Source organism: Hyphomonas sp. GM-8P (assembly GCF_003263315.1).
Classification (GTDB): Bacteria; Pseudomonadota; Alphaproteobacteria; order Caulobacterales; family Hyphomonadaceae; genus Hyphomonas.
Genome location: NZ_AWFE01000013.1, coordinates 20940 through 41427, shown reverse-complemented (window position 1 = coordinate 41427; position 20488 = coordinate 20940). Strand labels below are relative to the sequence as shown.

The 20488-nt window shown below is 62.5% G+C and carries 19 protein-coding genes; 12 read left to right on the top strand and 7 right to left on the bottom strand.

Translation table 11 applies throughout. The annotated features are described in order from the left end of the window. Positions 1-169: 169 nt before the first annotated feature. The 3 genes from HY26_RS01840 (at position 170) to HY26_RS01830 (ending at position 3494) form a co-directional block, all read left to right on the top strand. Complete coding sequence (locus HY26_RS01840; RefSeq protein WP_034769572.1) at positions 170-2257, top strand: protein-disulfide reductase DsbD; 2088 nt, start codon at positions 170-172, stop codon at positions 2255-2257. A 232-nt stretch (positions 2258-2489) separates the two neighbouring features. Continuing rightward, on the top strand, positions 2490-2942 hold the full coding sequence (locus tag HY26_RS01835; protein ID WP_233351502.1) for a thioredoxin family protein: 453 nt from the start codon (positions 2490-2492) through the stop codon (positions 2940-2942). Positions 2943-3002: 60 nt separating this feature from the next. Further along, entirely contained in the window at positions 3003-3494 is a 492-nt protein-coding gene (locus HY26_RS01830; protein WP_112072813.1) for a GNAT family N-acetyltransferase, read from the top strand. On the opposite strand, the gene HY26_RS01825 is transcribed toward HY26_RS01830, so the two are convergent. Beyond that, a complete protein-coding gene (locus HY26_RS01825; protein ID WP_034769570.1) occupies positions 3491-3883 on the bottom strand; it encodes an MAPEG family protein in 393 nt (130 codons plus the stop codon). The genes HY26_RS01830 and HY26_RS01825 overlap by 4 nt on opposite strands. A 138-nt stretch (positions 3884-4021) precedes the next feature. Here HY26_RS01825 and HY26_RS01820 point away from each other — a divergent pair, with 138 nt between their 5' ends. The 3 genes from HY26_RS01820 to HY26_RS01810 all read left to right on the top strand — a co-directional run bounded on the left by HY26_RS01820 (position 4022) and on the right by HY26_RS01810 (position 6019). Next, positions 4022-4948, top strand: a complete 927-nt coding sequence (locus HY26_RS01820) for an AraC family transcriptional regulator (protein WP_034769560.1) — start codon at positions 4022-4024, stop codon at positions 4946-4948. Between the two features lie 130 nt (positions 4949-5078). Then, positions 5079-5564 carry a YHS domain-containing (seleno)protein gene (locus HY26_RS01815; RefSeq protein WP_034769558.1) on the top strand — a complete coding sequence of 162 codons (486 nt, stop codon included), beginning with the start codon at positions 5079-5081 and terminating at the stop codon, positions 5562-5564. Between the two features lie 59 nt (positions 5565-5623). Then, on the top strand, positions 5624-6019 hold the full coding sequence (locus HY26_RS01810) for a VOC family protein (RefSeq protein WP_034769556.1): 396 nt from the start codon (positions 5624-5626) through the stop codon (positions 6017-6019). A gap of 54 nt (positions 6020-6073) precedes the next feature. Here HY26_RS01810 and HY26_RS01805 read toward each other — a convergent pair whose 3' ends face one another. Further along, on the bottom strand, positions 6074-7120 hold the full coding sequence (locus HY26_RS01805) for a serine hydrolase (protein WP_081813234.1): 1047 nt from the start codon (positions 7118-7120) through the stop codon (positions 6074-6076). Between the two features lie 199 nt (positions 7121-7319). Between HY26_RS01805 and HY26_RS01800 the strand changes: the two genes are divergently transcribed. Both HY26_RS01800 and HY26_RS01795 read left to right on the top strand, forming a co-directional pair. Further along, on the top strand, positions 7320-8486 hold the full coding sequence (locus HY26_RS01800) for an HlyD family secretion protein (protein ID WP_034769554.1): 1167 nt from the start codon (positions 7320-7322) through the stop codon (positions 8484-8486). Continuing rightward, positions 8483-10141 (top strand): DHA2 family efflux MFS transporter permease subunit, encoded by a 1659-nt coding sequence (locus HY26_RS01795; RefSeq protein ID WP_233348871.1) that lies wholly within the window; start codon positions 8483-8485, stop codon positions 10139-10141. The genes HY26_RS01800 and HY26_RS01795 overlap by 4 nt, the downstream gene beginning before the upstream one ends. 16 nt (positions 10142-10157) lie before the next feature. Here HY26_RS01795 and HY26_RS01790 read toward each other — a convergent pair whose 3' ends face one another. Genes HY26_RS01790 through HY26_RS01775 form a run of 4 tightly spaced genes read right to left on the bottom strand, consistent with a single transcriptional unit; the run spans position 10158 to position 16950 of the window. Then, positions 10158-12197, bottom strand: coding sequence for a hypothetical protein (locus HY26_RS01790; RefSeq protein WP_034769552.1), 2040 nt, complete (start codon positions 12195-12197; stop codon positions 10158-10160). Next, positions 12194-15079 (bottom strand): DUF4159 domain-containing protein, encoded by a 2886-nt coding sequence (locus HY26_RS01785; protein WP_081813233.1) that lies wholly within the window; start codon positions 15077-15079, stop codon positions 12194-12196. The genes HY26_RS01790 and HY26_RS01785 overlap by 4 nt, the downstream gene beginning before the upstream one ends. Beyond that, positions 15076-15942, bottom strand: a complete 867-nt coding sequence (locus tag HY26_RS01780; RefSeq protein WP_034769549.1) for a DUF58 domain-containing protein — start codon at positions 15940-15942, stop codon at positions 15076-15078. Before HY26_RS01780 ends, HY26_RS01785 begins: the two co-directional genes overlap by 4 nt. A 9-nt stretch (positions 15943-15951) precedes the next feature. Continuing rightward, the gene (locus HY26_RS01775; protein ID WP_065383102.1) at positions 15952-16950 is read right to left on the bottom strand and encodes a MoxR family ATPase; all 999 of its coding nucleotides are present in this window, start codon (positions 16948-16950) and stop codon (positions 15952-15954) included. 76 nt (positions 16951-17026) lie between these two features. On the opposite strand from HY26_RS01775, the gene HY26_RS01770 reads away from it, so the two are divergent. From HY26_RS01770 to HY26_RS01755, 4 genes are all read left to right on the top strand, one after another. Continuing rightward, positions 17027-17614 carry a DUF1285 domain-containing protein gene (locus HY26_RS01770; protein WP_083180715.1) on the top strand — a complete coding sequence of 196 codons (588 nt, stop codon included), beginning with the start codon at positions 17027-17029 and terminating at the stop codon, positions 17612-17614. An 11-nt stretch (positions 17615-17625) separates the two neighbouring features. Further along, positions 17626-18246, top strand: a complete 621-nt coding sequence (locus tag HY26_RS01765; RefSeq protein ID WP_051600323.1) for a CoA pyrophosphatase — start codon at positions 17626-17628, stop codon at positions 18244-18246. A 77-nt stretch (positions 18247-18323) separates the two neighbouring features. Continuing rightward, a complete protein-coding gene (locus HY26_RS01760; RefSeq protein ID WP_065383101.1) occupies positions 18324-18689 on the top strand; it encodes a DUF6111 family protein in 366 nt (121 codons plus the stop codon). Continuing rightward, positions 18676-19890, top strand: coding sequence for a CCA tRNA nucleotidyltransferase (locus HY26_RS01755; RefSeq protein ID WP_034769542.1), 1215 nt, complete (start codon positions 18676-18678; stop codon positions 19888-19890). Before HY26_RS01760 ends, HY26_RS01755 begins: the two co-directional genes overlap by 14 nt. On the opposite strand, the gene HY26_RS01750 is transcribed toward HY26_RS01755, so the two are convergent. Then, a complete protein-coding gene (locus tag HY26_RS01750) occupies positions 19874-20371 on the bottom strand; it encodes a TspO/MBR family protein (protein ID WP_034769540.1) in 498 nt (165 codons plus the stop codon). The genes HY26_RS01755 and HY26_RS01750 overlap by 17 nt on opposite strands. Positions 20372-20488 lie beyond the last annotated feature (117 nt).

Genomic DNA, 20488 nt, shown 5'->3' with positions numbered 1-20488 from the left:
TTGCAGGCCTGTAAGCTAAAGAATGAAGGCGGCCTCTCGGGGCCGCCTTTTTTCTTGCAGGGCAGGTGCGTCGGGCTGACACATTTGCCATCACGCTTCCGCGAGGCCCTTCTGTAGGGGCCTGTTTGCGGGCATATGGGCCGCAACTCCAAGAAAACGGATCTGCTCAATGAAGTTTTCCGCCTGCCTTGCCGCCCTGTTTGGCGCCGTCTTCGTCTTCCTGCCGGCTGCCGCTGCACCGGTGGATGCAGGCCATGCGCGGGTAGAGCTGATCTCGGAGCGCGACGCCGCCCTGCCAGGGGAGACCGTCTATGCCGCGCTGAAAATGGATCTCGACGATGGCTGGCATGTCTACTGGCTGAATGCCGGGGATGCTGGCCTGCCGCCTCAGGTCATCGCCCAGCCGAGCAGTGACATCAAAGCCGGCGCAATCGGCGATATCGTCTGGCCGCTGCCGCATCTTCTTCCGGTCGTGGAAGGGGAGATCATGGATTATGGCTACAACCATCAGGTCGTGTTTCCTTTCCCGATCACCATTCCGGAAGATGCGATGGGGCCGGTGACGCTGGATGTCGTGGCCGATTACCTGATCTGTGAAGATACCTGCGTGCCGGAACAGGCGCGTGTGAAACTGAAGCTCGAGACCGATCAGGCTGAGGCCAATATCCGCGAAGGCGAACTGATCGGAAAATGGATTGCGAAAAGCCACGTTCCATTCCCCGGAGAAGCGCGGGTCCTGAAGAAGGATCTCAACTGGTCGCTCAGCCTTCGTCTTGATGGCGGCTTCGGCAAGGTCCGCTCCATCCGCTTTTTCCCGTTTGGTCACGATATACTTCACCCGGCCGCTCAGCCTGTTGAACTCGGCCGCCATGGCGCGACTGTGTCGCTGAGCGCCGCCGACATGACAGACGTCTCGAAGCCGCTCGACGGTGTGGTCGTGATCGAACAGGAGGACGGCGCCCGCACGGGCTATGAGATCAGCGCAGTGGAAGGCCCGCCTTTGCCCGACACATCCGGCCTTGGTCCTGTGGGGGGCGTAGGAATCCAGGTTGCCGCGTGGAAGCTGATCCTGCTTGCCATTCTGGGCGGCCTGATCCTGAACCTGATGCCTTGCGTGTTGCCGGTCTTGTCGATGAAGGCGTTCGGCATGGTGTCGGCGGTCTCCAGCGGCCATGCCGGGGAAGTGCGCCGCCATGGTATCTGGTACACGGCGGGTGTGCTGGTCTCCTTTGGTGTGCTGGCGGCGATTATTGTCGCCCTGCGGGCAGCGACGGGGCCGATCACGCTGGGCTTCCAACTGCAGAATGCGCCGGTTGTGGCCATCCTTGCCCTTGTCATGTTTGCCGTCGGCCTGTGGCTGATGGGCATGTTTGAACTCGGCACATCGCTGCAGAACCTTGGCTCAGGTCTGGCCGACCGGGACGGGGATGCGGGCGCGTTCTTCACAGGCGTCCTGGCGGCGGTTGTTGGCTCGCCGTGCGTCGGTCCGTTCCTTGGCGCGGCGCTAGGCGCTGTGATGGGGCATTCTGCGCCGGTCGTTTTCACTTTCTTCCTCGCCATGGGCTTTGGCCTCGCGTTGCCATTCCTTGTGCTGAGCTTCGTACCGAACCTCTACAAGCTGCTGCCGCGGCCGGGGAAGTGGATGGACACGTTGAAGCAATTCTTCGCGTTCCCGATGTTCCTGACCGCTGCGTGGCTGGCGAAAGTGCTGGGTGATCTGGCCGGGTCCGGCGCGGTGGCCTGGACGGCTGCTGGCGCGGTGGCAATCGCTTTTGCCGCCTGGCTCTGGCAGCGCGAGGCGCGACTGCCGCGCATTCTGGCAGCCGTCACGCTGGCGCTTACGCTGTTCGGTGTCACGGAACGTGCGATGGCGCCAGCACCTGCCATTGGCGCGTCATCCGCCTATGCCGCCAAATATGAAGCCGAGCCATGGAGCGCCAGCCAGGTGCAATCTCTGATCGCTGAGGGCCGGCCTATCTTCATCGACTTCACGGCCAGCTGGTGCGCGACCTGTCAGGTGAACAAGGCAACCACGCTGAAATCCAAGGCAGTGCATGACTTCTTCGCTGCCAATGATGTTGCGTTCCTGGTGGCGGATTTTACCCGCAAGGATCCGGCCATTGCCGCCGAACTGGCGCGGCATCAGCGCGCAGGCGTTCCCATGTATCTGTGGTATCCTGCCGGTTCCGATGAGCCGCAGGTCCTGCCGGAAATTCTCAACCAGGGGCTCGTCACCAGCCTGCCAGTCAATCCCTGACACAGACGGGACATGAGGGAAGAAAGAGACGGATGATCACGATCAATCGGCGAAACCTCTCGCTTGCCGCCGGTATGGCAGCTGCGGTCGCGCTGACGGCCGGGGCGCTGATTGCCTCGACAGCGCGTGCGGATTCAGGTCTCCCGGTTGGCCGCCCGGCACCTGCGTTCACCGCGACGGATTCCAATGGGGAGCAGGTCTCTCTCTCTCTGATTTCACAGGCCGGACTGTCGTGCTGGAATGGACCAATGAAGGTTGCCCCTTCGTGCGCAAGCATTATGCCCAGCCGCCCGGCAACATGCAGGGCCTGCAGGCCGACGCCAAAGCTGACGAGACGGTCTGGCTGACGGTGATCTCTTCGGCGCCCGGTAAACAGGGCTATGTGGAGGGCGCCGCCGCCAATCAGTGGACTGAGGAGCATGGTGCGGCACCGGCGCATGTGTTGCTGGACCCTGACGGATCGCTCGGCCGGCTTTATCAGGCGAAGACGACGCCTCACATGTTCATTATCGGCCCGAACGGTCAGGTTGCCTATCAGGGCGCGATCGACTCCGTTGCATCTGCCAATGTGGCAGACATCAATTCGGCGACCAATTATGTCCGTGAGGCCCTGACCAGCCTTGCTGCCGGAGAACCGATCGCAGTCAACACAACCAAGCCTTATGGTTGTTCGGTGAAATATTAGACGCGGCGGGCGCAAATACCCCATTGATCCACGAAGCACACCGCCCTAAAGGCGCGCCTCATGCTTCAGATTGTGCCCGAAACCCCAGACCTGCACGCCGAGGCGATCGAAGACCTCTTCGACCGCACCTTCGGCCCCGGCCACTTTGCCAAGACGGCGGAGCGGTTGCGCGAATACTCGCACTCGCTGCCCGAGATCAACCGTGTCGCCGTACTGGACGGGCAGGTGATCGCGGTTTGCCGCGTCTGGCCGCTGGTCGTCGGGCTTAACCGGGACAGGGCCTTGTTTTACGGGCCTGTCGCCGTGGCGCCTTCACACAGAGGCAGCCGTCTTGGCCTGACGGTCACTGGTGAAGCGCTGGAGGCCGGCAAGGCCGCTGGCTGGCCAGCGGCGATCCTGATCGGCGCGCCGGCCTATTTTGGCGAAATCGGCTTCACCGTGACGCCAAAGAACCAGCTGAGCTTCCCAGGTCCGCAGGACCAGGCCCGCGTCATGGTGAAAGACCTCGCCGGCGATGCCAGCAAACTGTCCGGTATGGTGACTGCAGCTTAGGTCAGCGCGAACCAGCCGCATGCCCCGGCAGTGATCAGCATGACCAATGCCGTGATCAACGTGCCAACACTGCGCCCGAAGCTGCTACCCGCAGATCCGCCAAGACCTATGGCGTGCAGGATCCGCCCAATCAGGAAGCTGCCACCGAGGCCATGGATCAGCAGGGCAGGGGCCGATAGCGCCCCGAGGCCGATCAGACCCAGCAGGACAACCGGCACGTCTTCAACCGCATTGCCCTGCACGCGCAGGCTGCGCTGCATGGCTTCATTGTTCCCGTCGCCGAAGCCAACCTTGTGTTTTGTGCGCACGCGCCCGACATTCGCTTTCAGCACCAGCATGAGCAGGCAGAAAAGACCGGCATAAAGCACGGCCGCTTGCATGGATGTCATGGATCAGTCCTCCCTTTTCGAAAAGCAGCATAGGCTGGACTGGCAGTCTTCGGAAAGGGGGATACTCGCGCATTTGTGTGCGGAAGTATCCAGCATGTGATTGGAGCCGGGGGTAGAGCCTATGTCTTGTTCAGCGCCATGGACCTGCTTGATGAAATCCTCGATACGCTTGCCCTCAAGGGTGTGATGTATTTCCGAACCGATTTCAATTCGGACTGGAGTGTCACCGTGCCGGACCTGGAAGGGGCCGCGCGGTTCCACCTTGTAGTACAGGGTGAATGCCACGTCCGCTTCGAATCCGGCGAGACGATTGTGCTGGGTCCGGGCGATCTGGTGCTGATCCCGCGCGGGCGCAGCCACATCCTTTCGGACAAACCCGTAGATGCCGCGCCATCCCTCGAACAGGTTCTTCAGGATGCCGATTATGACAATCGGGGCGTCCTGGTCGTGGGTGAAGGCAACAATGACGCGTCCACGCAGATGGTCTGTGGTCATTTCTCCCTGAGAGCGGGGGCTGAGCACCCGCTATTGGCGGCCCTGCCAGATTACATGTTCCTTTCCGGTTCGGCCAGGGCGAAGGCGCCCTGGCTGGATGAAGTATTGCGTCTGATCGCGCAGCGGATCTTCAGGGATCCGTTCGGGTCCTCTGCATCAGTCACCCGACTGTCGGAAATCGCCTTTATCGAGCTCATCCGCGCAGGTCTCGGCAATGGATCCAAACTGGACCGTGTCCTTGAGGCATTCCGTGATCCACATATCGGCAGGTCGCTGGAACTTATCCATGCGCGCCCTGGGGAAAGCTGGACGGTGGAGCGGCTTGCCCGGGATGTGGGCATGTCGCGCAGCCGCTTCGCCGAGCGGTTCAGCGACCTCCTCGGTATTGCCCCGATGGCCTATCTGTCGAACTGGCGTTTGCAGCGGGCGTTGGCCCTGCTGGAAGACAAGAGGCGCAGTGTGCAACAGGTTTCCTCGGAAATCGGCTACCAGTCCCAAGCTGCCTTTACCCGCGCGTTCGCCGGAAAATTCGGTCTTACGCCCAGCGAATACCGCCGCGCAGCCGCCTGATTTTTGCACGCCGTCCCATTCGGTTTGCCAAAACGCCCTAACTTCGGTGTGGCGATTGATCGATCCTCCTGAAATCAACAGATATCCGTTGTCGGAACAAACCGGCTAACAGAAATCACAGGAGACAGATATGATTTCACCGTTCAAGGCGGCTGCGACCGCACTTATGATCGCCTCCAGCGCTGCAGGCTTTGCCCATGCTGCAGATGAAAACAACGTGGCCGCCGGCCTGACTGCAGCGGGCGCGCCGCTGGGGCTTCACGGTTCGGATCCCGTCGCGCTGATCGAGATCGGCAATCGGGTCGAAGGCCGGGCTGACTACACGGTCGTCGAAGATGGCGTCGCTTACTACTTCGCTACCAAGGCCAACATGAACGCGTTCAAGAAGAACCCGGACCGCTACCTCCCGCAGAATGGCGGCTTCTGTACCTTCGGCGTGTCTGTCGGCAAGAAGTTCGACGGCGATCCGCAGTACGCGGCCGTTCGTGACGGCAAGCTCTATGTCTTCCTGAACGAAGACATTTTCCGGAACTTCCAGAAGGACGAAGCCGGCACGATCGCGAAGGCCGAGAAGAACTGGCAGAAGATCCAGCACACGGCTGCGACCGATCTGTAGTCATACCAACAGGCCGGGTGCCTCCGGGCGCCCGGCCCTTATACCCTTGAGAGATTCCAATGAATATCATTGACCATCTGAGCGTGGGCGTGCCGTCCATTGAGCCGGCCTGCGCGTTCTATGATGCGGTCCTTCAGGCACTGGGTGTCAGCCGCCTGGCTGCCACGCAAGGCTTTGCAGCATACGGCGACGGGGCGGTTCAGTTCCTCGTCATGGTTCCGGAGAACGGAGCGGTATACACGCCAGGCAACGGGACGCACATCTGCTTTAACGCGACCAGCCGGGATGCGGTGAACGCATTCCACAAGGCTGCGCTGGCGCAGGGCGGTACAGACGCCGGTGCACCCGGTCCACGCCCGGGTTATCCGACCCCAGATATCTATACCTGTTTTGTGAAGGACCCGTTCGGCAACAAGCTGGAAGCCATTCACAACGGCTTTTCGCCGCGGTCCTGAATCCGCGAGAGTGACATGACCGGCCCGGTGCCGGTCATGTTGCGGCTGCCGGAATCAGAAACAGTCCGCTACGTCCGCGATCCAGGCCTGCACGTCTTCCTTGGCTTCCAGAGGAGATTTTCCGTGTCTGACGAGGATCAGGTCTTTCTCCGGAACGAGAACCGTGTACTGACCTTCATAGCCGTTGCAGGAGAAGCTTCCGGGGCCGGCCATGCCGAGCCACCAGTGGGCGCCATAGCCGAGCGTTTCGACTTCCGGGACTGCAGGTGTGGGGGTGCGGGCATAGTCGACCCAGCCTTCCGGCAGGAGGCGGTTCCCATCCCACACGCCGTCGCGCAGATAGAGAAGACCAAAGCGGGCAAAATCCCGTGCGGTGCAATAGCAGAAGGACGAGCCGATGAATGTGCCTGCCGGATCGAATTTCGGAAGAGGAGAGCGCATGCCGATCGGGGTGAATAGTTCACGGAACATGAAGTCCCTGAATGCCTCTCCTTGAGCGTCCAGGGCGCGGGCGGCGCAGCGCGCCACAATATTGGATGTGCCGCTTGAATAGCTCCAGAACGTATCCGGTTCATGCTCCAGCGGCTGGCCGGCTGCATATGCGGCCACATCTTCCTGGCCGCTGCCGAACAGCATTTCGATCACGTCTGAAACGGAGCCCGGCACATAATCCTCAACGAACTTCAATCCGCTGGACATTCGCAACAGCATGTCCAGCGTAATGACACCTCGTGGATCATCCGCCCCTTGCCATTCCGGCACGTCCGCCGGCGCGTGGATATCGATCCTGCCTTCGCGCACGAGAATGCCGATCAGCGCCTGCGTGATGGATTTGGCCTCAGACCAGGACGGGAAAGTGCTGCCGGGGGTGAAATCGCGCCAGTATCGTTCGGCAACGATCCTGCCTCCCTGAACCGCAAGGAACGCATGTGTCTCGCCCATTGTGCCCGGGGCAGGGTCTGCGAAAGCCCGGTCCAGCAGGCTTTCCAGGCGGGCGGTATCCGTTCCCGGCGCGGGCGTGCCTTCGGACCAGGCCTTTGTGGGCCATGCGACTCCTGCCGGCTGATCAGGCAGGGGCGGCAATGGAAGATCGAATGGCATTGGAATGGCCTCCCCGAATTTGTGGTGTTTGCGGCAGCTAAACAGACCCAGCCGGGGCGACGCAAGAAGGGGGCTTGATTGCCTTAGCGGAATGTCACGTTCATAAGTGTAATGCGGAATACAGAGACGGTACTCAAAACTGTCCGGAATGGCCGCAAGGGAGAGAAACGGACCGGGTCGCAAGGCCACGGCAAGAGGCATGGACGGAAACACACAAGTTACGCCGGAAATCGAAACCATCCAGCCGTCTCGCGCGCCGCTGACCGCACATCTACGCAATCCGCGTGTGCGTTTGGGGCTGATCGCGGGCCTTGTTCTGCTGGTTTTGTTGGGACTTTTCCGCTTTCTGGCGGACCGGGCCGCTTATGTGTCGACTTCCGACGCACGGATCGCGGCGGACATGATCGCCGTTTCGACGGATATTTCAGGCAAAATCACCTCACAGCGCGTGTCGGCGGGCGACATCGTGAAGGCGGGCGACGTCATCTATACAATCGATGACCGGGAAGCGGCCTATACGCTGGCCGAATACGAAGCCCAGGCAAACCGCCTCAGGGCTGAAATCGCCCGGGAAGAGGCTCGGATCGGGCTGGCTTCGTCCAAGGCGGGCAGTGAGGTCGCTGCCCGTCGCGCCGGCACACAGTCGGCGTCGGCTTCCGTCGAAGCGGCGCGTTCAGATCTTGAAACGGCCCAGCTGGATTTCGACCGCACCCAAGGCCTGTTCGATCGGGGGCTTGTTCCACAGAGCGCGCTGGATCAGGCACGCAACGCGCTGGACACGGCCCGCCAGGGCCTGCTGCGGGCCGAGGCGGACCGGGACAGTGCCCGCGCCGAACAGAGGACCGCCTCCATACAGGGAGAGGAAGTCCGCCTGATCGAGCTGGACCTCGGCGTCCTGCGCGCCTCGTTGCAGCAGGCCGAAGCGCGCGTGGATGCCCAGCGCGTTGTCGTGGAACAGCATACGATCCGCGCGCCCATCGACGGGGTGATCGACGAGCTTTTCTACGATACCGGAGAGCATTCCCTGCGCGGTTTCCGTGTCGCGCTGATGCATGATCCGGATGCGGTCTGGGTGTCGGCGAATATCAAGGAAACCGACATCCGGAAAGTTGACACTGGCGCAGAAGTGCGTGTGAAAGCGGACAGTCATCCGGGCGCAAAGATCACAGGCCATGTGACCCGGATTCACAATGCCACGCTGGCTGAATCCGCCATGATGCCGAATCCCAACGCCAATGGCGTGTTCACGAAGATCACCCAACGCATCACGGTCCGAATCGATCTGGACGATCCGGGCCTGCGCCTGCGGCCGGGAACCATGGTGACGGTCCGGATCCGCAAGCAGGCCGCCGAAGATCCGGCGTGAGTACGGCAGCGGCCTCACCCGGCAAGGTTCCGGCACATGACATTCCGGCCATGGCCGGGTCCGCCGTCAGGCGGCGCTTTGAACAATTCGGCCCGAATTATCGCTGGATCCTGCTCGGCGCGATGCTGACCGGATCGCTCGCCACGATGCTGGCGGCGACAACAGTAAATGTTGCGCTGCCTGCGATCATCGGCGCCTTTGGTCTCGGTCAGGACCAGGCGCAATGGATGTCGACGGCCTTTCTCGCCTCGTCCACCATCGCCATGCTGGCAAATGCCTGGGCGATGCACACCTATGGTCCGCGGGCGACCTATGTCGTGGGCATGTGCCTGTTCATTGTCGGCTCTCTGATGGGGGCGGTATCGACGACGCTGGAAATGCTGATCCTGTCGCGCGCTCTGCAGGGTATTTCCGCCGGGCTCCTGCAGCCCATGTCGATGTTCCTGATCTTCCAGACCTTCCCGGACAATCAGCGCGGCACGGCGATGGGCATTTTTTCCATTGGTGTCGTCCTGGCACCTGCCTTTGGCCCGGCACTGGGTGGGATTGCTGTGGACCTTGCAAGCTGGCGTCTGGTGTTCGTCGCCACTTTGCCGCTTGCATTCGTCGCGCTTAGCGTCGCCCCTTTCCTGATGCCGACGGGGGAGGACCCCAATGTCCGTACCCGTCCGCCGCTCGACTGGCAGGGGCTGGGTCTCCTCACCATTTCCATCGTCAGCCTGCTGTCGGCCTTTGCAGGAGCGAACCGCGATGGCTGGGATTCCGACATCACCTATCTGAAATTCACCGTCGGTGTGATTGGCGGCATCAGTTTCGTCTTGTGGGAACGTCGGCATCCGTTCCCGGCGCTGAATCCGGCGATCTTCATGTACCGGCAATTCTGGTCCGCGGGATTGATCATTTCGGCGACTGGTATCGCCATTTATGCGTCCACCTACCTGATCCCGCTCTTCGTCCAGATGGTGCAGCATTATTCGCCAACCGCGGCGGGTGTGATGATGATTCCGGCCGGCCTCGCCATGGTGGTCGGCTTTCCCATCGCCGGACGCCTGACAGACCGGGTGGATGCCCGCTTCCTGCTGGCATTCGGCATTCTCAGTTTCGCTGCGGCAGCTTACCTGCTGGCGGGGGTTACTGCACTCACACCTTATTGGGTTCTGGTCGGCTGGATCTTCCTGTCGCGCGTCGGAATCAGTTTCTGCATGCCGCCGGCGAACACGACCGCGGTGCGCGCCTCTCCGCCGCATCTGCTCGCCTCGGCAACCGGTGGCGTCTCCTTCCTGATGCAGGTCGGCGGCGCATTCGGGGTGAACCTGTTGGCGATCTTGCTACAGCGCCGTCTGATCTTTCACGGCGATCACCTTTCTGTGGGTATGAATGAAGCAAACGCCGAAATGCTCTACCAGCATGCAATTTATGCGCAGGAACTGGAACGCAACGGCATGGCCGTGCTGCCGGCATTCCAGAACGCATTTGGCGTGATCGGACGGCAGGTCTCTGCCGAGGCCCAGGTGCTGGCCTTCCGAGACTGTTTCCACGTCGTTGCGATCTGGTTTGTAATCGTCTTCTTTGCCTTATTCCTGATGCCGAAACCGAAGCTGGAAGGCGCCGCACCGGCAGCTGCCCGCATGGCGGTCAATCCGGAAGCTGCGTAAGCAGGCCGGGTGAATTCTATCGGCCCTCGCGGCGCCAGGCGAGCAGCAGGAAGAGAACCAGCAGGGCGGCGGCGGCAATGCCGGGCAACAGGGCCTGGCTGGAAGAGGAGCGGACGGCATAAGCGCCGCGTTCGCGCAGGCCCAGCCAGTTGCCGCCCGCAGAAATGCCTCGTGCGCCAGAGCGGCGGATATCCGGCAGGCCGGATCCGTCGGCGTTCAAGCGGAACACACCGCCACCCGTTGCACGCGCCAATGGCTGCAACACTTTGATCGTGGACTGAAGGTCGGCATATTCCTTAGGGTTTGCCGGTCCGTTCAGGGCGACGGTTTCGAGTCCGCCGGCCCGGGCGCGGTAAAGGCCCAGCTGGTCGATGGGTGCCTCGGCGGTGAAAATACCGGGGCCGGTTTCAGTCCAGGCCGGTTCTATCGTTTCGCCTTCCGGTGTTTCGATCTGCAGCGGCGGGGCTGTGTCCATCAGGCTGCGAAGTTCAACTCTGGCGGTATCGCCTTCGGCAGTGAGCTTGAGACGGCGTTCCTCAAGTTCCGGTTCTTTCATCAACCAGTGAACGACCCTGCGGATCATCTCTGCGAACGGTCCCCCGCCATCATAGCCTCTGGCCCACAGCCAGATCTGGTCGGACATCAGCATGCCGACCCGGCCTTTGCCGACACGGTCCAATACCAGGAGCGGCTTCCCGTCGGGCGCAGCAAGCACCGTATCACCTGTTTCGGCGGTCGACTCGATATAACGCATCCAGCCGCCCCATCTGCGTCCTTCCAAAGGCGCGGTCACGGCGTGGCGTTTTCCGGCTTCCGTGAGGGCGGGAACGAATTCACCTGTCCGGACCACACCGGTAGGCGCGGCTGGGAGCACAGAGGCGAGGGGAGAGCGGGCGAGACTCGCCGGGCCGGCAAAATCCTCACCGGCTGCGATCAGCAAAGCGCCGCCCTCGGTCACATAGCGCGCCATATTCGCGAGATAGGTCTGCGTGATCACGCCCCGGCGCTCATACTGGTCGAAGATGATGAGATCGAATTCCGTGAGCTTTGCTTCGAACAATTCCTCGGTGGGGAAGGCGATCAAGGCCAGTTCGTCTTCGGTGGCGTTGTCGCTCTTGTAGGGCGGCCGCAGGATCGTGAAGTGGACAAGGTCGACGGAAGGGTCAGACTTCAGCAGGTCCCGCCAGGTGCGGCCCGCCTGGTTCGGCTTGCCGGTGACGAGCAGAACACGGAGACGATCGCGTACACCGGCCAGGCTCGCGGCCGTTCGGTTGTTCGCCATGGTCAGTTCCTGCCGGCCGGGCGGCGCTTCAACCACGACGATGTTCTCGCCGCGCCGTTCGATATTGATCGGAAGCGGGGTCGCTTCTCCGGCTTTCACGCGCACGCGTTCCGGAATACCGCCATTGACCGATACATCGAGATCAATCTCGCCGCCGTCAGGATCATCCACCCGCACGATCAGGTCTGCCGTCTCGCCGACGATGCCGAAGCTTGGCGCTTCGACCAGTTCGACCCGGCGGTCGCCCCGGTCGGGGTCACCCACAATCAGGCTGTGGACCGGGCCGATCACGCCTTCCGCATCCGGTTTGCCTGGAACGTCATGCAGCTGACCATCGGTAATCAGGATGGCGCCTGCGATCCGGTCACGCGGCACATCGGCCATCAGGCCTTCCAGCGCGCTGTAAAGATGCGTGCCATCATCGTTCGGATCACTCTCCAGAACGCGGACTTCGAGGCTTGGGTCTTCGGCAAGTTTCGCCTGCACCTCGTCATAGGCCTTGCGGGCGGCGGCTGCCCGGTCGCCGATATCCATACTTTCGGAACGATCAAGCACTACGGCTGCCACGGAGGGCAGGGGTTCGCGTTCTTCATGCACAAGGCTTGGATTGGAAAGCGCCGCAGCGAGCAGCGTCAGGCCCAGCCCGCGTGTCAGCCAGGCTCGGCCCCGCAGGAAAATATAGGCCAGCCATGCCAGCACAGCGATGCCGGATACGGCCCAGAGGACTGGCCAACCAAGAAAGGGATCGAACCCGATGCGGACAGCTTCGATCATTGCGGCATTCCATTCGGCAGGAATTGCGGCTCGTCATTATCCCGGTTGTTGCCCGGCGGGCGAGAGCGTGGACCGAAACTATCGGTGCCGCCATCGCTTTCACCCAGACGCTCCAGCAGGGCAGGCAGGTGGACCTGATCGTCCTTGTAGCTGCCCGTCAGAATATACATGACGAGATTGACGCCAAAGCGCCGGGCCATTTCGCGTTGGTCCTCGCCGCCATCAACGGAATAAAGATCACGTCCCCGTTCATCGATTGCCCAGGCGGAAATCCAGTCGGCATCCCCGATGAACAGACCGGAGACTCCATCGCCGCGCGGGGCGGACGCTGATCCAGCTTGTTCAATCCAGAGCTGGCGATCAGCGTAGCGACCCGGAAAGTCCGACAGCAGATAGAAAGACCGGGTCAGGACGTGGTTGCTCGGCACTGGTTGGAGCGGCGGTGCATCCAGTCCTTCGAGCAGGTTTTCAAGCCGCGTGATTTCAGTGGAGCCGGGGGTGTCACCGTCCCGCGTATCAATCACCAGGGCACCGCCGGAACGTAGATAAGCGTTCAGCCGCGCAATGGCCTTCTCCGACAATGGCGCGGCGCCCTGAGGCACGGCGAAGTAAATGAGCGGATAGAGCTCCAGCGGGCTGGATTCGAGATCCAGTTCGTCCGGCATGTCCGGTTCGACGGAGGTGCGGCTGAACAGTGTCGTCGACAAGCCGAACAGACCGGACCGGGCCCGTTCATTGAGGGCGATGTCGGGCGTCTTTACATAACCGAACCGCATCCGCAGGGCCGCGTCGACGTCCGACTGTGGCGCATTGCCTTTTGGTAGAGGAATAATGGTGGGACCGGTTGCAACGCGGCGATATGTGCCGTCCGGCATCAGCCGGTATTGATATTCCTGCGCGCTGGCGTCGGGCGCCGAAACAAGGGACAGGCCTGCCGCCAGCACAACCGCCGCCATACCTGTTTTTCGGCTCAGGCGTGGTAGGTGGCCGGCAACGAGCAGGGCGATAAACAGGTCCAGCGCGAGAAGTAGTGCAGCAAAGGCCAACAACGGTCCGGCAAGACGCAACGATCGTGCCTCGGCATCCCCCAGCAGGCGGGCAGCAGGCGGCCAGGACGCGATAAGGTCCGGCTTTGCGTTTCGCGCGGCATTGAGTGCGCGCGTGCCTGCGGGCCCCTGGTAAAGCCCGGGCGGATGCGCCTCGGATGGCTCAAGCGTATCAAAGTCCGCTGCCTTGAGCGGTGCAGCCGCCGGGCCGGGCGATTCCAGCCGTCCGTACCCGTCCAGAATCAGCTTGGGTGTGTAGGCGCCTTCCTCGTCATTCACAGACTCGCCCCGGCCGGCGGCTATGCAGCGGCGCAGCATTTGCGGGAAGAGGTCGGAGTAGGCAAGGTTGGCCCAGTCTGGCCCGGCTGTGATGTGGAACAGGATAATTGTTCCGGCACCGCGCCCATCGGCCGTGACCAGCGGCGAACCATCTGCAAGGCGGGCCCAGGTATGGTTCGAAAGCTCCGGTCCCGGACGGGCGAGGACCTGCTGCGTGACCCGTACGTCCGGCGGCACGTCCAGTCCGTCGAACGGAGAGGTGTCGGAAAATGGGGCAAGGGCCTGCGGTTCATCCCAGGCGAGGGCGCCGCCAAGCGCGCGCGACGCACGGCGCAGCGGCACGGGCAGCAGGTCATCCCCCTGCGCAGCAAGACGTGGCCCGGCAAAGCGGATCAGCGCGCCGCCGTTTTCCACCCAGTCCGCCAGCCGCTTTTCGTCTTCCGGCAGGATCTGCCCGACATCTGTGAGGATGATCGCATCTGGCGATTCAGCCACCAGTGTTTCGACGGTGCCTTCGGTGATGGAGGCGAACGGTTCCAGCGCCTTGCGCACATAGTGCATGTCCGAAAGCAGAGGCTGCGCAACCGCACCTGCATCGACGAGGCCCACACGGCGGGAGCGGTCAGAAGAGTCCCAAAGCCAAACAGTGCCGGCCCCTTGCCGGCCGGTCACAGTGAAGCGGGCAATGCGCGCAAGGGCTGCGGCGGGGATGGTGAAATCGGCGCTGGCTTCATTGGCTCCATCGACAAATGTCGCCTCGGAAGTTGCGAGCGCGGAGCCGTCTAGCGTCAGGGCAGAGACAAAGGCGCGTTCTTCCCCGCGGGAGTCGACCCGGCGGAGCGTGACCGAAACGGAGTCTGTTTCTGAGTTCAGCCGGGTGATGGCCGCGGGCGCATGCGGGGGAGCAGCAAACACGGTGAGCGGGGCACGAGCAGATAGATCTGCCGCGAAGGCCCGGCCTCCGGCGTTTTCCAGACCATCGCTGGCCCAGAAGATGCGGCCCGGTTTCAGTCCGGATTCTTCCAGCCGGGCGATGGCGTCTGCGCGGTCCGTGCTCCAGGCTTGCGGTCTCAAGGACGATATGCGCTTTGCGGCATCGGTGGTGCTCAGCCGTTCTGCAGGGTCGTTGTTCAGTTGCTGCGGCGCGGTCAGCAGCAGGTGGACTGGCATGTCGCGGCTGCCCGTGTCGAGCGTCGCTGTGGCGGCATTAACGAGCTCACTCCAGCGTGGGGCAGATGGCCAGCCATTGTCGATCACGATCAGGAGTGGGCCTGATCCTTCAACAGATTCCGTCTTGGCACCTGGCGCGTAGACGGGCTGAGAGAGACCGAGGATCGCGGCGGTGACGGCCAGGGTCCGGATCAGCCAGACCCACCACGGCGTGCGGGCCGGGGTTTCTTCCTTCGGCTCCATGCCTTCGAGGATGCGCAGGGACGGTAGCTCAATGTCCTTTGGTGCAGGCGGGGTGGCGCGCAGGATCCACCAGATCACCGGCAGGGCGATCAAGGCGGCCAGTGCCCAGGGTGCGCCGAACAGGAAGGGGCCGAATGCTGTCATAGCTTCGCCCCGAAGCTTTCAAGCTGGGCCTTCAGGCGGGCAGCGCTTTGCAGCAGAGGCTGGCTCGAAACATGGGAAACGAAGCGCCAACCCATTCTATTGGTCAGCTCACTGAGCGCATCACGCTGGGCCGCAAAGCGTTGGTGGTATTCCTCGCGGATGGTTTCCGCCCGGCCGAAGATGCGGGAGAGCGCAGATCCCGGCCGGTGCAGCTTTACGCGGCCTTCGAACGGGAAGTCGACTTCGATCGGGGAAGAGACGGCGAGCAGGATGCCTTCCGGGCATTTGCCGGCCAGGGGTGCAAGCCGCGCGCGCCATTCCGGGATTGGATCGTAAAAGTCTGAGGCGATGATAAGCGTCGCCGAACTGCGCGGTGGGGCAGGGAAGGTTCCGCCGGTGCCGCGGGAAAGTTCTTCTGAGAGCCGGTCGACCGCGCGCTTGCCGAAACTTGCGCCGCGTCCGCCGCCAAGTGCGCCGACCCGTTCGCCATCCTTGGACAGCATGATGGCGAGCGACAGCATGAGTACGGTCGCTTCCTCGGCCTTGGTGCGGAGCTCACCCTCGGCCTTCCATCGGAAGCCGGGATTGTCGTCGCACCAGAAAAGGACCGTGCGGGCGGTTTCGAGTTCCGTCTCGCGTACGAAGAGTTCATTGCCCTTGGCCGAGCGGCGCCAGTCCACCCGGTCGGCGGCATCTTCCTGTGCATAGCGCCGGTACTGCCAGAAATGTTCGCCCGTGCCGGGCCGACGCCGTCCGGCCGAGCCGATATGCGCCGCCTCGCTCGCCTCGGCCTTGAAGTTCAGGCCGGGCAGCTGGCGGGCAAGGGCTTCGGCTTCGGCACGAAGGTCGGCAGCTGGAGTCATCGGGCTGCGCTACGCCACCTTCCGCGCGAGATCGTTGATCAGTTCGGAAAGGCCGGGCGCTTCGCCGGTCGGGTCGTAGCGCATAGCCATGCGGTGGCCGAGGCAGGGTTCGGCGAGGGCTTCGACATCTTCGAGGCTTGGCGCGAACCGGCCGCGCAGGAGCGCACGGGACCGGGCGGCCAGCATCAGCGCCTGGCCGGCGCGCGGCGACGGTCCCCAGTCGACGAGGCGTTTGACATGCGGGTCGGAAGTCTGTTCCGGCCGCGCTTCGCGGACGAGCGAGAGAATGGCGGAGACAATCTTCTCACCAACAGGCATTTTCCGCACCAGCGCCTGCAGTGCCATCAGCCGCTCGGCATCCAGGGCCGGGCGTACGGTCTGGTCAGCGCCGCCGGTCGTCTCGATCAGGATGCGGCGTTCGGTATCGAGATCCGGATAGTTGACGTCGACCTTCAGAAGGAAGCGGTCGAGCTGGGCTTCGGGCAGCGGATAGGTGCCTTCCTGTTCGATCGGGTTCTGGGTCGCCAGCACATGGAAAGGAGCGGGCAAGTCATGCCGGACACCTGCCACAGTCACATGGCGTTCCTGCATGGCCTGCAGGAGAGCAGACTGGGTGCGCGGGGAGGCGCGGTTGATCTCGTCCGCCATGAGCAGCTGGGTGAAGATCGGGCCGCGCAGGAAGCGGAAGCTCCGCTGGCCGCTGGCGCTCTCGTCCAGAACTTCCGAGCCGAGGATATCCGACGGCATCAGGTCCGGCGTGAACTGGATGCGCTGATTGGTCAGGCCGAGCGCGGTGCCCATGGCCTCCACAAGACGTGTCTTCGCGAGGCCTGGTGCGCCGATCAGCAAGGCATGGCCACCTGCCAGAACAGCGGCCAATGAGAGCTCGACCACACGCTCCTGGCCGAACACGGCCTTGGCGATTTCGGCTTTCACCTGCTGCAGGGTTTCGGCGGCGGCCTCGGCATCGGCGACAATCGCCTCGGCAGTCACATCAGTATCAGCCATATTCTAAAAGCGTCTCCGGGTTTGCGTCATCTGCAATCAGACCTATTTGTAAGGCCTCTTCAAGGCGGAGGAAGGTGTGACATCCAGTTCAGCAACCACAATCAGCCTTGAAGAAACGCTGAAATCCATCCTGCCCGAGGGCAAGCTGGATGGAAAGCTGCCGCCTGTGCATCTCTGGAACCCGGAACACAGCGCCGACATCGGCATGGAGATTCGGGCTGATGGCGCCTGGTGGCATGATGGATCGCGCATTAACCTTGAGCGGCTGGTGAAGCTGTTTTCCCGTATCCTGCGCAAGGATGAGGACGGGAAGACCTGGCTGGTCACGCCCTACGAGAAAGTGATCGTCACAGTCGAGGATGCCCCATTCCTGGGCGTCCGGGTGGACCGTGTGGGCGAACCAGGCCGGGATCAGACGCTCGCCTTTCTGACCAATCTGGATGACATTACGCTGGCCGGACCGGACGCACCGATCCGCGTTGAGACCGATCCGGAGACCGGTGAGCCGTCGCCTTATGTGCTGGTGCGGGGGCGGTTGGAGGCGAAACTGACCCGCGCTGCCTTTTACGATCTCGTCGAGATGGCCGAGCCTTCGCCGGACAATCCGGACATTCTGGGTGTCTGGAGCCAGGGAACATTCTTTCCCATCGGCTCTGCGGCCTGAGGATAAAGGGCATGTCCTGGCGAGGCCTCGAAGACTTCATCGCGCGTGTCGAATCGCGGCTCGATCCGCCGGTGGGCGATGGCCGGCTGGGGGAGACGGGCGATATGGATTTCCTGTCGCCGGAAGAGGTGGCGATCATCCGTCCTGCGGCGGTGCTTGTCGGGGTTATTCCACGCGTGTCCGGCGCGACGGCATTGTTGACCGTGCGGCCCACCACGATGGCCGATCATGCCGGGCAGGTGGCGTTTCCGGGCGGCAAGGTGGACCCGATTGACCTCGACGAGGTGGCCGCCGCCTTGCGCGAATCGGAAGAGGAAGTCGGCGTTGTGCCGGACGATGTGCAGATCCTCGGCAAGGCGGCGCCGTATGTGACCGGTACGCGCTACCGCATCACGCCGGTTGTGGGCTTGCTGCCGGCGGACTTCGAACCTGTGCCGGACCCGACCGAAGTGGCCGACGTGTTCGAAACCCCGCTCGATTTCCTGATGGATGCCCGCAATCACCGGATGGGGGAGGCGATCTACAAAGGCAAGCCGCGGCGTTATTACGAGATGCCCCATAATGGCTATCGCATTTGGGGCGTGACAGCAGGAATTATCCAGCGCCTCTATGAAACGCTCTACGAAGCGTAAGGCTTTGTCTGTTTAGGGTTTCGCTGGTTTCGGCATCTGCCTATCCTGAGGAACATCACAAGCGAGGAACCGGGACATTGGCCGGACGGATACTCTTCGAACTCTTTTTCTTCTCGATCCCGTTTCTGGTGTTCGGGCTTTATCTGCTGGCCACAACGACGGCCGAGAATGAAGGCCGCCGGAAATGGCCGATCAACATGCTGTTCCTGATCGGTCTGGGCCTGGCGGTCGTGGCCTTTTTCGCGATGACATTCCTGGAGAAGCGCGAACCGGAAATGTGCCAGAAACCGACCCGTTATGTGGATGGCAAGCTTGTGCCGGGAGAGTTTTATCCCTGCGCGCATGATCTCAAGGATGCCGGCCGGGCAGGCAGCGAAGATCCGGGCGGGTCGATCGAGCTGCCCACCGACGGGACGGACATCACCGAAGATGGCTCAGACTGACCGGATACAAGCTGACTGGCTGAACGCGCCGGGGACACGCGCCGTGATGGCGGCGCTCGAAGCGGCGCGCCCCGGCGGCTCACGATTTGTCGGGGGCTGTGTGCGTAACACGCTGCGCGGCATTCCGGCAGATGACATCGACATCGCCACCCAGATCCTGCCCGATGACGTCATGAAGGCCATGCAGGCTGCGGGCATCCGGGCCCTGCCGACGGGGATCGAGCACGGCACCGTCACCGCGATCGTTGGCGGCAAACCGTTCGAGATCACCAGTTTGCGCAGGGATGTCGAAACCGATGGCCGGCGTGCCGTAGTTGCTTTCACGGAAGACTGGGCGGAGGATGCCGAGCGCCGGGATTTCCGCCTGAACGCCATCTATGCCGGTCCGGATGGAACCCTGCACGAGGTCGTACCCGGCAGCATCGAAGATGCTTTTGCCGGCCGCGTGATCTTTATCGGCGATGGTGATCAGCGCCTGAAGGAAGACTATCTGCGCATCCTTCGCTTCTTCCGGTTCAACGCCTGGTATGGCGCCGAGGTGGATGAAGACGGGCTCGCTGCCTGCACGCGGCAGAAAGACGGCCTCGCAAAGATTGCCCGGGAGCGGATCTGGAAAGAACTGAAACGCCTTCTGGAAGCGCCGGACCCATCTGATGCGATGCTGGCCATGGAAGAGAGCGGCGTGCTCAAGGCGGTATTGCCGGAGGCGACGGCAGGCGCATTGCCAGCCCTCGTGTCTGCTGAACGATCAGCAAATATGACGCCTGATCCGATGCAGCGACTGATGAGCATGCTGCCGCGCCGCCTGCGCGAAGTTCGCGAAGTCAGCCAGATCCTGCGTCTGTCGAATGCCGAGCAGGACAGGCTGGCAGATTGGGCGGACCCGGCGCTGGGACATATTGAAACGCTGAGTCCGGCAGAGCTGGCTGAAGCCTTTTACCGGTACGGGCCGGAGGTCGTTTGTGACCGGGCCCTTATAGAGGCTGCCAGCGGGACAGGTGACAGCCTGAAGCTCGTATTGGCCGCTGCTGCGCGGTGGTCGAGACCTGAACTGCCCGTCGGCGGGGCGGACGCGCTGGCAGCCGGTCTGGCCGGTCCGGCAATCGGCAAGGCGTTGGCAACGGCGGAGGAGGCCTGGATCGCTTCCGGCTTCACGCTGACACGAGATGCCTTGCTCGCCCGGCTCATCCGGGCGGATTAGCTGACCAGATATAGAGGTTCAGATATCCTGCGAAGGTGACCCAGGCCAGGTAGGGCAATTGAAGCCAGGCGGCGGGCTTCGAGATGCGGGCAAACTCTCCCATCATGGCGAGGATCAGCAGCCAGAGCGCGGTCAGCACGCCAAGCGCCAGCGGGATCTGCTTGAGGCCGAAAAAGAACAGGCTCCAGCCCACATTCACCATCAGCATGGCGAAATAAATGCCGAGCGCGCGGCTGGCGGCACTGGAACTCCCGGCGCGCCACAAGACCAGCAAGGCGCTGAGCGTCATCAGTGAGAAGAGAGCGGGCCAGACAATTCCGAACATCCAGTCCGGTGGTGTGAGAGAAGATTTCTCGAGTCCCGAATACCAGGGTTCCTTGCCGGAACGGGTGACAATTCCGCCCATAGCGCCGGCCAAAGCCGTCGCCAGCACCAGCACCAGACTGGCACCCCAGGGAGGGGCCCGGCTGTCGTCCACCATCAGGATTGTTAATATATCCGGAAACTGCCCAACCGTCTGCCGTCTACCCCAAGCGCGGGAATCTTGTGCCGCGAGGATGAGCTTTCTGACTGGAGACCGGGCGCTTCTGCCGGAATT

What these genes read in the sequence shown, in the direction of transcription:
- HY26_RS01840 (WP_034769572.1), top strand. Translation starts at nt 170, where the DNA reads ATGAAGTTTTCCGCCTGCCTTGCCGCCCTGTTTGGCGCCGTCTTCGTC.
- HY26_RS01830 (WP_112072813.1), top strand. Translation starts at nt 3,003, where the DNA reads ATGCTTCAGATTGTGCCCGAAACCCCAGACCTGCACGCCGAGGCGATC.
- HY26_RS01825 (WP_034769570.1), bottom strand. Translation starts at nt 3,883, where the DNA reads ATGACATCCATGCAAGCGGCCGTGCTTTATGCCGGTCTTTTCTGCCTG.
- HY26_RS01820 (WP_034769560.1), top strand. Translation starts at nt 4,022, where the DNA reads ATGGACCTGCTTGATGAAATCCTCGATACGCTTGCCCTCAAGGGTGTG.
- HY26_RS01815 (WP_034769558.1), top strand. Translation starts at nt 5,079, where the DNA reads ATGATTTCACCGTTCAAGGCGGCTGCGACCGCACTTATGATCGCCTCC.
- HY26_RS01810 (WP_034769556.1), top strand. Translation starts at nt 5,624, where the DNA reads ATGAATATCATTGACCATCTGAGCGTGGGCGTGCCGTCCATTGAGCCG.
- HY26_RS01805 (WP_081813234.1), bottom strand. Translation starts at nt 7,120, where the DNA reads ATGCCATTCGATCTTCCATTGCCGCCCCTGCCTGATCAGCCGGCAGGA.
- HY26_RS01800 (WP_034769554.1), top strand. Translation starts at nt 7,320, where the DNA reads ATGGACGGAAACACACAAGTTACGCCGGAAATCGAAACCATCCAGCCG.
- HY26_RS01790 (WP_034769552.1), bottom strand. Translation starts at nt 12,197, where the DNA reads ATGATCGAAGCTGTCCGCATCGGGTTCGATCCCTTTCTTGGTTGGCCA.
- HY26_RS01785 (WP_081813233.1), bottom strand. Translation starts at nt 15,079, where the DNA reads ATGACAGCATTCGGCCCCTTCCTGTTCGGCGCACCCTGGGCACTGGCC.
- HY26_RS01780 (WP_034769549.1), bottom strand. Translation starts at nt 15,942, where the DNA reads ATGACTCCAGCTGCCGACCTTCGTGCCGAAGCCGAAGCCCTTGCCCGC.
- HY26_RS01775 (WP_065383102.1), bottom strand. Translation starts at nt 16,950, where the DNA reads ATGGCTGATACTGATGTGACTGCCGAGGCGATTGTCGCCGATGCCGAG.
- HY26_RS01765 (WP_051600323.1), top strand. Translation starts at nt 17,626, where the DNA reads ATGTCCTGGCGAGGCCTCGAAGACTTCATCGCGCGTGTCGAATCGCGG.
- HY26_RS01755 (WP_034769542.1), top strand. Translation starts at nt 18,676, where the DNA reads ATGGCTCAGACTGACCGGATACAAGCTGACTGGCTGAACGCGCCGGGG.
- HY26_RS01750 (WP_034769540.1), bottom strand. Translation starts at nt 20,371, where the DNA reads ATGGTGGACGACAGCCGGGCCCCTCCCTGGGGTGCCAGTCTGGTGCTG.